Source organism: Rossellomorea marisflavi, from assembly GCF_001274775.1.
In the GTDB taxonomy this organism is placed as follows: Bacteria; Bacillota; Bacilli; order Bacillales; family Bacillaceae_B; genus Rossellomorea; species Rossellomorea marisflavi.
In genome coordinates this window covers 78080-90874 of record NZ_LGUE01000004.1, presented here as the reverse complement: position 1 = coordinate 90874, position 12795 = coordinate 78080, and the positions used below count along the sequence as shown (strand labels likewise).

General features: G+C 49.3%; 6 protein-coding genes and 2 riboswitches. Of the genes, 5 read left to right on the top strand and 1 reads right to left on the bottom strand.

The genetic code is table 11. The annotated features are described in order from the left end of the window. Nucleotides 1-11: 11 nt before the first annotated feature. From AF331_RS10300 to metE, 4 genes are all read left to right on the top strand, one after another. The gene (locus AF331_RS10300; RefSeq protein WP_053428053.1) at nt 12-1289 is read left to right on the top strand and encodes a PTS sugar transporter subunit IIC; all 1278 of its coding nucleotides are present in this window, start codon (nt 12-14) and stop codon (nt 1287-1289) included. Between the two features lie 152 nt (nt 1290-1441). Beyond that, nucleotides 1442-1678, top strand: coding sequence for a hypothetical protein (locus AF331_RS10295; RefSeq protein ID WP_160316512.1), 237 nt, complete (start codon nt 1442-1444; stop codon nt 1676-1678). A 6-nt stretch (nt 1679-1684) separates the two neighbouring features. Continuing rightward, the gene (locus AF331_RS10290; protein ID WP_327205398.1) at nt 1685-3022 is read left to right on the top strand and encodes a 6-phospho-beta-glucosidase; all 1338 of its coding nucleotides are present in this window, start codon (nt 1685-1687) and stop codon (nt 3020-3022) included. Between the two features lie 153 nt (nt 3023-3175). Next, a riboswitch (SAM riboswitch) is annotated at nt 3176-3284 on the top strand. A gap of 61 nt (nt 3285-3345) precedes the next feature. Continuing rightward, a riboswitch (cobalamin riboswitch) is annotated at nt 3346-3530 on the top strand. 139 nt (nt 3531-3669) lie between these two features. Next, nucleotides 3670-5943: a 5-methyltetrahydropteroyltriglutamate--homocysteine S-methyltransferase gene (metE, locus tag AF331_RS10285; protein WP_053428050.1), complete on the top strand. Its 2274-nt coding sequence runs from the start codon at nt 3670-3672 to the stop codon at nt 5941-5943. Between the two features lie 61 nt (nt 5944-6004). On the opposite strand, the gene AF331_RS10280 is transcribed toward metE, so the two are convergent. Next, nucleotides 6005-7540, bottom strand: a complete 1536-nt coding sequence (locus AF331_RS10280; protein ID WP_053428049.1) for a glycoside hydrolase family 10 protein — start codon at nt 7538-7540, stop codon at nt 6005-6007. Nucleotides 7541-8184: 644 nt separating this feature from the next. Between AF331_RS10280 and gltB the strand changes: the two genes are divergently transcribed. Next, nucleotides 8185-12786, top strand: a complete 4602-nt coding sequence (gltB, locus tag AF331_RS10275) for a glutamate synthase large subunit (RefSeq protein WP_053428048.1) — start codon at nt 8185-8187, stop codon at nt 12784-12786. Nucleotides 12787-12795 lie beyond the last annotated feature (9 nt).

Genomic DNA, 12795 nt, shown 5'->3' with positions numbered 1-12795 from the left:
GGGGTAGGAACATGCAAAAATTTGTGAGTTTCTTGGAGAACAACTTATCTGGTCCGATGGCGAGGCTGTCGGAGCAAAGGCATCTGCAGGCAATCCGGGATGGGGTCATTTCTGCACTGCCGTTCATTATCGTAGGGTCATTCTTTTTGATTGTGGCGTTCCCACCGCTTCCTGATGCAGGGGTATTCGGTGACATCAAGCAGTGGGCTGCAGATAATATTGTGGAGATCCTGATTCCATACCGTGTCACCATGTTTATCATGTCGCTCTATATAGCCTTCGGGATAGGATACAATCTATCGAAAAGCTATGGCCTCGATCCTCTTTCAGGCGCTCAGATGTCCGTAGCTGCACTTCTCTTAACTATTACACCTCAGGCAGTTGACGGCGCATGGATGCTTCCGATGACAAACCTCGGGGGACATGGATTATTCGTTGCCATGGTCGTCTCGATACTCGCAGTCGAGATACTCAGGTTCTGTAAAAAGAGAAATATTACAATCAAAATGCCAGAACAGGTACCACCATCCGTGGCACGAAGTTTTGAAGCACTGATTCCTGTTGCATTCGTCATCTTGGGTGTATCGGCCATCACCGTTTGGGCAGGTCTTGATCTTCACCATTTGATCGGTGTGGCAGTCGCTCCTCTTGTAACGGCAGGGGACAGCATTTTTGGGGTATTGATTCCTGTTTTCTTAATTACATTCTTCTGGTCATTCGGAATTCACGGAGTATCAGTAGTAGGAACCGTTGCTCGTCCATTATGGGAAGTGTTCCTAGTGAACAATGCCGACGCTGTTGCAAACGGTCAGGTTATTCCGCATATCGCACCGGAAACCTTCTACCAATGGTTCATCTGGATCGGTGGATCAGGGGCTACTCTAGGGCTAGCTCTCGCCATGGTATTCTTCTCTCGTTCGAAGTATTTGAAAGCATTGGGTCGTACCAGTATCGTACCTGTTACGTTTAATATCAATGAACCGATCATCTTCGGGGCACCAATCGTCCTGAATCCGGTCCTGATCATTCCGTTTGTGATAACTCCTCTTATTACGGCTACCATTGCTTATGTAGCAACAGCTACTGGTATGATATCACCAACCTATATCATGCCACCGTGGACGCTGCCGGCACCAATAGGTGCATTCCTGGCTACGGGAGGAGATTGGCGGGCTGTAGTCATGGTTTTCATCAACATCGCTATTTCGTTTGCCATCTACTTCCCGTTCTTCAAGATGTACGACAAAAAAATGGTGCAGGTGGAAGAAAACGATCAACAAGCCGCTTGACTGCGCAAATGGAAATATATGCAAGGGAGTAAACAGTGAAGCGGGAATCCATGGATCCCGCTTCTTCACTATGTACCCTAAGGAGAGTGAAGGAAATGACTGAGACTGTCATCCCCAGGAGGATTGGATTCAAAAGTGTATTCATCTTATTAATGACCGTATCCATCGGCTTATTATTATTGTCAAAGCCTTTCATAAGTGCAGGTTTGCCAAAGGAGTGGAGCATTTTTCTGGCAACGGGAATTTCGACTTCTCTAGGGTTGAGTCTCGTATTACTCAAGATTGAAGGGCCTGTAGAGAATCCTTCTATTAAGAAGAAGCGTTTATGGCTTGGTGTAGTGGTTAGTTTTGCCATCAGCTTTGTGCTGGCATTTGCAGTGAAAGGATAAGGAGGTATGAGCATGAATAAAGGCTTAAAAATCGTGACCATCGGCGGTGGCTCAAGCTACACGCCGGAGTTTGTTGAAGGATTGATCAATCGATATGATGAGCTGCCTGTCCGGGAGCTGTGGCTGGTGGATATCCCTGCTGGAAAAGAAAAGCTCGAAATTGTCGGGAGTCTTGCGCGGAGGATGGTGTCTAAGGCTGGTGTTCCCATGACCATTCACCTGGCTTTGGACCGGGAGGAAGCACTGAAGGATGCGGATTTTGTTACAACCCAGATGCGGGTCGGTCAGCTGAAGGCAAGGATCCAGGATGAAAGGCTGCCGATCAAGTACGGGATGATCGGGCAGGAAACGAACGGGGGAGGTGGACTATTCAAAGGCCTCCGCACCATTCCGGTTCTTCTTGAGATTGCAGAGGATATGCAGCGTCTTTGCCCTGATGCATGGCTGATCAATTTTACCAATCCGGCCGGGATGGTGACGGAGGCGTTGCTCCGATACAGCAAGCATTCCAAAGTCGTGGGCGTATGCAACCTGCCGATCAATACGAAGATGACTATTGCCAGGCTTCTTGGCGTAGAGGTCGCTTCCGTCGATATCCGGTTTGCCGGCTTGAATCATATGGTGTACGGACTGGATGTCACCGTCGATGGGGTGTCCGTCCTTGATGAGGTACTGGAACTGATGGGTGATGAGGATAAGCAGCTCAGCATGAAAAATATCGCCCCACTGCCATGGAACCCTGATTTCTTGAAGGCTCTCGGAGTCATACCTTGTCCGTATCACCGGTATTTTTACAAAACCAGTGAGATCCTCGAGAAGCAGCTGGAGGAATTCAAAACGGGGACAACCCGTGCCGAGGTCGTCCAGCGATTGGAAGATGAATTGTTCGAACTATATAAAAACGAAGACCTTGATGTGAAGCCCTCGCAGCTTCAGGAGCGCGGAGGAGCCTACTACAGCGATGCCGCCTGCAATGTGATTTCTTCGATCTTCAATGATAAAGGGGATGTACAGACCCTGAACGTCAGAAATGATGGCAGTATCACGGGCATCCCTGATGAGTCCGCCGTGGAAGTGAACTGTATCGTGACCAAAGAAGGGCCGAAACCGATCCATATCGGTGAACTTCCTGTAGCCGTCAGTGGACTTGTTCAACAGATCAAATCCTTTGAGCGGACCGCGGCAGAAGCAGCCGTGTCAGGCTCCTACGAAAAAGCCCTCCTCGCCATGACGATCAATCCACTGGTCACCAGTGATTCAAGAGCGAAACCATTATTGGATGAACTGCTGGACGTCCACCGCGAATTTCTTCCTTCGTTCCATGCAAAGTCGACCCTCCTCTGAAGTGCCAGAGGGGGCATTCTTTATGGCAACGAGTTTAGCTGTAGCGATCCCTACGGCATGTAGGACCTTCGGACGAATGTTAGAAATATTTTGACAAAGTAAAAGCTGGCATGCTAGTATTACCCTATTCAACGGACAAATATATGATTGATACTCTTATGAAGAGCGGTGGAGGGACTGGCCCTGTGAAACCCGGCAACCATTCAACACTTGTTGAAAAGGTGCTAATTCCTGCAAAGCGTCATGCTTTGGAAAATAAGAGAGGACATCCGTTTACCGGGCCTCTCTATCGTGGAGAGGCTTTTTTCGTTGAGGTGAGAACTGAATAGGAAGATGCGACAGGTGCCGTGTGGAAGCATGGCTGAAAAGGGAAACCGGTGAAAGTCCGGTACGGTCCCGCCACTGTAAGGGGAAGCAACTTATCACATCCACTGTTTCTATAGGGAATGGGAAGGGATAAGGCGTGATGAACCTGAGTCAGGAGACCTGCCTGTTGTGTGCACTTAAGCTCTACGGGTCATAGAGGGGAGTGAGGAACGCGTGTTGACATAATAGGAATGTCGACGTTTATTCATTGCGCGCAAAATCTCTCTTTCTCTGAAAGGGAGATTTTTTTATTGGAGAGAAAATGAGAAGGAGTGAGCAATATGGTGAAAAGTTCAAATCTCGGTTACCCGAGGATCGGTGAAAAACGAGAGTGGAAGAAAGCGCTGGAACAATTTTGGGAAGGAAAGCTAAAGGAAGAAGAATTTGTGGTGAAGACAGATGAGATCCGCCTTCGTCATCTTAAAAAACAGTCGGATGCAGGGATAGACCTGATTCCTGTCGGGGACTTCAGCCTGTATGATCATGTATTGGATACGGCTGCCATGTTCGGGGTGGTCCCGAAGCGGTTCGGTCATGGGGGAGGGAAGGTCTCTCTGCAAACGTATTACGGTATGGCAAGGGGAACGGGGGATGCGGTGGCATCCACGATGACGAAGTGGTTCAACACCAATTACCATTACATCGTTCCCGAACTGGAAGGGGCTATGCCTTCTTTGGCCGATAATCCCCCGCTTCGCTACTTCAAGGAAGCGAAGGAGCAGCTTGGTATCATTGGAAAGCCGGTGCTCCTTGGACCGGTTACGTTCGTTAAGCTGTCCAAAGGATATGACCCCGAAGAGTTTGGTAGCGTGGTCGATGGGTTCGTCCCGTTGTATGCTTCCATTCTCAAGGAGCTTGAAGAGGCTGGTGCCGAATGGGTTCAAATCGATGAACCCGTGCTTTGTACCGACCTGACAGAGGATGAGTGGACGGTCCTTGAGCAGGTCTATGACACGTTGATCAAGGCAGCACCTGGTATCAAGGTCATTCTTCAAACCTACTTTGATCGCGTCAGTCGCTATGAGAGGGTGGTCAGGCTTCCGGTACATGGGATCGGATTGGATTTAGTACACGATGGTGGTGGGAATCGTCAGGCACTGACCACCCATGGATTCCCTGATGATAAGGTCTTGGCTGCTGGGATCATTGATGGGAGGAATATCTGGAGGGCAGATCTTGAACGGACTCTCTCCTCGCTTAAGGAATTGGAGGGCGTTGTTTCGAAGGATCGGTTAATCATTCAGCCTTCATCAAGCCTGCTCCATGTGCCCGTCACGGTCAAAGTAGAGGAAGGACTGGGGGAACGCCTTAAACGCACACTTTCTTTTGCAGATGAAAAGCTGCAGGAAATCGTTACGGTTACGGAGGCAGTCAAGGAAGGGCGTCCTTCTATCTCCAATGAGCTGAAGGAGAGCTATGACGGACTCGACAATATCGAACAATCCCGGACACTCAGAGAAAGTGAACAACTGGCCGCAAATGAAGTCCTTCAACGTGCTCCATTCTCTGAGAGGCGGGTCGTTCAGGAGTCAGAGCTCGGTCTTCCCCTCTTCCCCACCACTACGATTGGAAGCTTTCCTCAGACTAAAGAGGTGCGGAAAGAACGGCTTAAGTGGAGGAGGGGAGACGTAAGCGATCAGGACTACCGCACGTTCATCCAGGAAGAGATTGCGAAGTGGATCGACATCCAGGAGAAAATCGGTTTGGACGTACTGGTGCACGGAGAATTTGAACGGACGGATATGGTGGAATACTTCGGTGAAAAGCTTGGGGGATTTGCCTTCACGAAGAATGGCTGGGTGCAGTCCTATGGCTCGCGCTGTGTGAAGCCTCCGATCATTCACGGGGACGTATGCTTCCAAGAACCGATGACAGTGGATGAAACGGTCTTTGCGCAATCACTGACTGAAAAACCTGTGAAGGGCATGCTGACTGGTCCGATCACGATCGTGAACTGGTCATTTGTCCGGACAGACATTCCGCGTTATGATGTGGCCAATCAGATTGCCCTGGCCTTGAGAAAAGAAGTCGAAGCCCTCGAGGCGAACGGAATCCGCATGATCCAAGTCGATGAACCGGCCCTCAGGGAGGGGATGCCCCTGCAGAAAGAAAAGAGGGCAGGCTACCTAGATGCTGCCGTCCACGCTTTCAAACTTGCGACGTCATCTGTGAAAAGCAGTACGCAAATCCACACCCATATGTGCTATTCGGAGTTTGGGGAAATCATCGAAAGCATCAAAGCGCTTGATGCGGACGTCATATCGATCGAAACGTCAAGGAGTCATGGGAATCTCATTCATTCCTTTGAGGAAAACACCTATAGTCAAGGTATCGGTCTCGGCGTCTATGACATACACAGCCCAAGGGTTCCGACGCTCGAGGAGATGACTCGGAACATTGAACGGGCCATTCGCGTCCTCGATCCGCAACTGTTCTGGATCAATCCTGACTGTGGTTTGAAAACACGCGGACCGAACGAAACCATCGAAGCACTCGTCGTGATGGTGGAGGCAGCGAAGAAGATGAGGGAAACCGTTCTGGCAGCTCAACAGTGAACGAACATAAAAAGTGCGGACAGCACCCGTCTGAGGACGGGCCTGTCCGCACTTTTTTGATCTAATGTTTAATCCGTACGGTTTTGGCGTCGCGGCTTTCAAGACCGGTATCGGATACAGATGTCACTCCATATGTGTAGAGTCCCTTACCAGGAGGAACGTCTGTATAGGAATCTTCATCTGCGTAGACGACATCGATGATGTTGGCAGGATCATTGTAATCGCCTTCACGAGGTCCGTCAAACCGGTAGATGACAAACTTTCTCGCCGTGTGTTTCTTATCTTCAATCTCAAGTTTGACACTGCCATGTTTGGATTTCCCTTTTACTTTGGTCGGTTTTTTCGGCAGTTCCCTGTTATTCCAAGGAGTGGGCGGCGTCAAGGCTGTTTCTGTATAGATTTCTTCCTTCAGGATATCGGCATATCCCAGGCGATTGTTATAGAGCTGCTGAAGGGAGAAATGCATCTGTCCTTTTGCCGTGCCGTTTTCACGGTTATCCAGGATCTGTTCCGGTAGTTCATACGGGTCGTACCACTGCTGATCGAAGTTGTCACCAACCTTGTAGTCAGCCGTTCCGATATAGAGATGAACGGGGTGCTCATAGGCGTACTCGGTCACTTCATTGCTCCACCAATCGAGGAGGATGGAATAGTTTGCAGCGGCAAAGTCCCGGGACCAGTAGATTTGCGGAGTGATATAGTCGATGCTGCCGTCTTTGATCCACTGACGGGTATCGGCGTAAAGATCATCGTAATTCGTCTGGCCGGCTGTCGTTTCACTTCCAGTTGGATCTTTGGCGATATTCCTCCAGACACCAAATGGAGAGATCCCGAACTGGACCCATTCCTTCATATCTTTAATGGAAGTATTGATATCTTTGACGAGGACATCGACATTATTCCTGCGCCAGTCTTCAATCGAATCAAAGTCCTTGCCGTATTTCTCGTATGTAGCTTGGTCAGGGAAGTTTTGTCCGGCAATTTTATACGGATAGAAATAATCATCCATGTGCACAGCTTCAATATCATAATTGGCTACGAGCTCTTCCACGGTCTCGATGAGGTATTCCTGGACCTCCGGCAGACCTGGATCCAAGTAGTATTGGCTTCCGTACTTCAGCACCCAGTCAGGGTGAAGCTTTGCCACATTGCCGGGATCAAGGTCATCAAGGGTCATGCCCGGCATGGTGACACGGTAGGGATTCACCCATGCATGGAGCTCGATTCCCCGCTTGTGGGCTTCTTCAAGCATGATGCCGAGTGGATCGTATCCCGGATCGGTTCCTTGGGCTTTACCGGTGATGTATTTGGACCAGGGGGCAAGGTCTGATGGGTAGAGAGCATCGACGGTCGGTTTCACCTGATAGATGACCGTATTGAATTTCCTTTCTTTAAGATCATCCAGAGTCGATTGAACCCATGACGTGTAGGCGGCTTTGTCCATCCCTGCCTTCATGTCGATGTTCTGAACAGTGGCAATCCATGCGGCACGCATCTCATGCTTTGGCTGTGCCGATGCAGAAGCTTGTCCAGCCCACATAGGGGCAAGCAGGGCCAGAAGCAGGATGACGACAATTGCCTTCTTTCCTTTTTTCATAGAACTCCTCCCTTTCTTGTTTCGGATAGTAAACGCTTTCAAAACACTTGGTGAAATAACACTTCACTATTAACTAATAATTCTGTGAAATATTATTTCTAACTTCATTATAGAGGCGGGTAGTTCTGTGGTATATAGTTCCATTAGAGTGAAAGGATGCTAGTGAATGCTAGTCGTTTTGTACTACGGTTTGATCTTTAGGAATTGTGGGTAAATAACGTTGATATCCACTTACCTTGGCACGGCCGTGTCCTCCGCTGAGATGCCCATTCTCATCATTCTTCCGAAATCATCCTTGAAGATCGACCTGGAATCACCTTGTAAAACAGTCTGACAAAAAAATTTTTTTAAAGATATTTTTGTATGAAAATTCATCTGTGGACGCGCTTTTTCAGAAATAAAATGTAAACGATTACTTTATTGTTAGATCAAGGTTTTAAAGATTCTGAAAATTAGCGGAAATCCACTAGATCCGTGTTGTTGTACACGCCTGTTTTTCCAACTATTTTGGTATAAATAGAGGTGGATTTAATGACTAAATTTTTCGTTTTTTCTAAATTTCATGATATACTAACGAAAATCAATTAAATGCATCAGGTGGTATTTATTCAATTTTTATACACGTGAGTAGAGGAGGACATTGAATGAAAACGAATCTTCCGGCGGCACAAGGATTATATAACCCCCTACATGAGCATGAAGCATGCGGGATCGGGATGATTGCCAACATTGATGGAAGCAAATCACATAGTATCGTGCAAAATGCGATCAATATTCTCTGTAACCTAGAGCACCGCGGAGGACAGTCCGCTGATACCAGTACCGGCGATGGTGCTGGTATTCTTACTCAAATCCCCCATCATTTCTTCAAGAAGCAGTGCGAGAAAGAGGACATCTTCCTTCCACGTAAAGGGGAATATGGGGTCGGGATGGTCTTTCTTCCTGAACAATATGAAAAGAGAATGAAAAGCAAAGAAATCTTTGAACGCATCATCGAGGAAGAAGGTCAGGAGGTTCTTGGCTGGAGACCGGTGCCGTTGAATGATTCCTTCGTGGGGAAAGTCGCATCCAAGTCTAAACCGTTCATCCGTCAGGTTTTCATCGGTGCGTCCGATGATATGGAGACACGAATGGACTTTGAACGCAAGCTGTATGTCATCCGCAAACGGATTGAAAATGAGGCAGCCAATGTGGAAGGACAGGAAGATGTGTATATCTGCAGTCTTTCTTCGACCACCATCGTCTATAAAGGGATGCTGGTCCCTGAGCAGCTGGACTCCTTCTACATCGACCTCAATCATCCTGAGTTCAGGTCTGCGCTCGCTCTTGTTCACTCCCGTTTCAGCACGAATACCTTCCCGAGCTGGCAGCGGTCGCATCCGAACCGCTATACGATCCACAACGGTGAATTCAATACCCTTCGCGGAAATGTCAATTGGATGAGAGCAAGGGAGAAACTATGCGAATCCAGTGCATTCAATGACGAAGACCTTAAAAAGATCCTTCCTGTGATCGATGAGACAGGCAGTGATTCCTCCATGTTCGATAACTGCTTCGAATTCCTGCATCTATCGGGACGATCCCTTGCCCATACAGCCATGATGATGGTACCGGAGCCATGGGAAAATGATGACACCATTCATCCTAAGAAAAAAGACTTTTATGAATATCACAGCTGTCTCATGGAACCGTGGGATGGGCCTGCTGCCCTTGTATTCACTGACGGCAAGGAAATCGGTGCATGTCTTGACCGTAACGGCCTGCGTCCAGCCAGATACTATGTGACGAAGAACGGCATGATCGTTCTTGGCTCCGAGGTTGGTGCCCTGGATATCTTCGCTGATGATATTGTTTATAAAGATCGTCTGCAGCCGGGGAAAATGCTATTAGTGGACCTTGAAAAGGGACGGATCATCCCTGATGAGGAAATCAAGCTGCGTGTTGCTTCCGAACAACCCTATCGCCACTGGCTCGATCAGAATAAATTCAATCTGAGGGATCTACCCGATCCTGTAAGGGAGCCGGAAACGATACCAGAAGAAGAGGTAATGGTGCAGCAACAGGCTTTCGGTTACACGACCGAAGAACTCAATAAGCTCATCAAGCCTATGGTGCTTGAAGGGAAGGATCCCGTCGGGTCCATGGGGTATGATTCACCCCTCGCCGTCCTTTCTAAGAAACCTCAGCTTCTTTATAACTACTTTAAACAGCTATTCGCACAGGTGACGAATCCGCCGATCGATGCCATCAGGGAGCAGATCATCACCTCTGTCGGGACGACAATCGGTGCCGAAGGGAATCTTGTTGCACCGACACCCGCTAGCTGTCGCCATATCTACCTCGAGACACCGGTCCTTACGGGTACAGAGTTTGAAAAACTGCGTCAACAGCGTGAAGAGGGCTTCAAAGCCGTCACGCTGTCCATCCTTTTCGAGGTGACGGAAGAAGGAGATCAACTGACTCCTACCCTGGAACGCCTCTTTGAACAAGCAGATCAAGCAGTAGAGGAAGGAACGACCCTCCTCATCCTTTCCGATCGAGGTGTCGAAGAGAAGAAGGCTGCAATTCCTGCACTTTTGGCCGTATCCGCATTGCACCATCATCTCATCCGGAAGGGGACACGTACGAGAGTAAGCCTTCTCCTGGAATCAGGGGAGCCGAGGGAAGTCCATCATTTTGCCACCCTGCTCGGCTATGGTGCCGAAGCGATTTATCCATATCTTGCGTATGAGAGCCTCCATAGCATGATCGGAAACGGTGAAATCAGCGGCAAGACCTTCGACGAAGCTGTCGATAAGTACGTAAAGGCTGCAACGGATGGAGTAGTCAAGGTCCTCTCGAAAATGGGAATATCAACCATTCAGAGCTACAGGGGTGCACAGATCTTTGAAGCCGTAGGGATCCAAAACGATGTCATCGATCGCTATTTTACCCGTACGCCGTCGAGGCTCGGGGGAATCGGGATCGATCTGATCGAGAAGGAAGTCCTCCTGCGCCATAACAAAGCCTATGCCGATCGGAAGGACCCGAACCGGACCCTTGAATCAGGTGATGAGTTCCAATACCGGAACAAGGGAGAGGACCATGCATACAATCCAAGTACGATCCATACGCTGCAACACGCCTGCCGTTCGAATGATTATGAGCTTTTCAAAAAATATTCGCGCATGCTCACTGAAGAAAAGCAGCATTTGCAATCGTTAAGAGGTCTGCTTTCCTTCAAGGACGCTAAATCCATCCCGATTGACGAAGTGGAGTCGGTGGAAAGTATCTGCCGCCGCTTCAAGACGGGGGCCATGTCCTTCGGGTCCATCAGTCAGGAAGCCCATGAAGCGCTCGCCATCGCCATGAACCGGATCGGAGGCAGAAGCAACTCCGGTGAAGGCGGGGAACATCCAGAACGCTTCCAGACGGATGAAAATGGAGACTCCCGCAGAAGCTCCATCAAGCAGGTGGCTTCAGGGAGATTCGGTGTCACCAGTCATTATCTGGTCAACTCAGATGAGATCCAGATCAAGGTTGCCCAAGGGGCGAAGCCGGGAGAAGGAGGTCACCTTCCTGGTAAGAAAGTCTATCCTTGGGTAGCAGAAGTAAGGGGGTCTACCCCTGGAGTGGAGCTTATCTCACCTCCGCCCCATCATGATATCTATTCCATCGAAGACCTAGCCGAGCTCATCTACAATCTGAAGAACGCCAATCCACGCGCACGCATCAGCGTAAAGCTTGTTTCTGCCGTCGGTGTCGGGACGATTGCTGCCGGGGTAGCCAAAGGAAGGGCCGATGTGGTCCTGATCTCAGGCTATGACGGAGGGACCGGTGCCGCTCCGAGAACGAGCTTGAAGCATACAGGACTTCCATGGGAAATCGGTCTTGCAGAAGCCCATCAGACGCTGCTCCTCAATCATCTAAGGGACCGGATCGTCGTGGAGACGGACGGAAAGATGATGACCGGAAGAGATGTGGTCATCGCCTCCTTGCTCGGAGCAGAAGAATATGGATTCTCAACTGCACCCCTTGTGGTCCTTGGATGCGTGATGATGAGAGTATGCCATATGAATACATGTCCGGTCGGGATTGCCACACAGGATCCTGAACTGAGAAAAAAATATATGGGTGACCCTGAACATGTCGAGAATTTCATGCGCTTTGTGGCCCAGGAAGCAAGGGAGATCATGGCCCAGCTTGGATTCAGGACGATCAATGAGATGATCGGAAGGACCGATGTCCTTGAAGCGAATGAAGCCATCGACCACTGGAAAGGAAAGGGAATCGATCTGTCCGCCCTTCTTTATCAGCCTGATGTGCCTGCTAAAGTGACCCGGTATGCAACGCGCAAACAAGATCATGAATTGACGAAGACCCTGGATTATCAGGAGCTTATCCCACGCTGCCGGAACGCCATCGATAAAGGTGAAAAAGTGGAGTGGACCACAGCCATCCGGAATATCCACCGTGTTACGGGAACGATGCTCGGAAGTGAAATCACGAAGCGCTACGGTGCGGAGGGACTTCCGGAAGATACAATCCGCCTGACCTTCAAGGGGTCGGCCGGTCAAAGCTTCGGGGCTTTCATTCCGAAAGGCCTTACGTTGAGACTTGTCGGAGACTCCAATGACTTTGTCGGGAAGGGGTTATCCGGAGGTAAAATCATCGTGCATCCTGATCCGACGGCTACGTTCATCCCTGAGCGCAATACTATCGTCGGAAACGTATCCTTCTATGGTGCTTCATCAGGGGAGGCTTACATTTATGGTATCGCGGGAGAACGTTTCTGTGTCCGTAACAGCGGTGCCGACGTGGTGGTCGAAGGAGTCGGAGATCACGGATGTGAATATATGACGGGTGGAAAGGTTGTCGTTCTGGGTATGACGGGCCGGAATTTTGCTGCCGGAATGTCCGGAGGCGTCGCGTATGTACTGGATGACGACGGAACGTTCCGAAGCCGCTGCAATCAGGAGCTTGTCCATGTGCAACCGCTATTTGATCCCGAAGAATCGAAAGAATTGTATGAAATGATCGAGCGCTATGTCTCGTATACCAATAGTGATAATGGTCGGAAGATCCTTGCAAACTGGGAATCCTATCTATCGAAATTCGTGCGGGTGATCCCGAAATCCTATCTGAAAATGAAAGAACGGATCAGTGAATTCGAAAGCAAGGGCCTTGAGAAATTCGATGCAGAGATGGCCGCATTTGAAGAAGGAACGAAGGAAGAGAAAAAGAAAGTGCTAGAAACAGCGAAGTAGAAAAGGAGG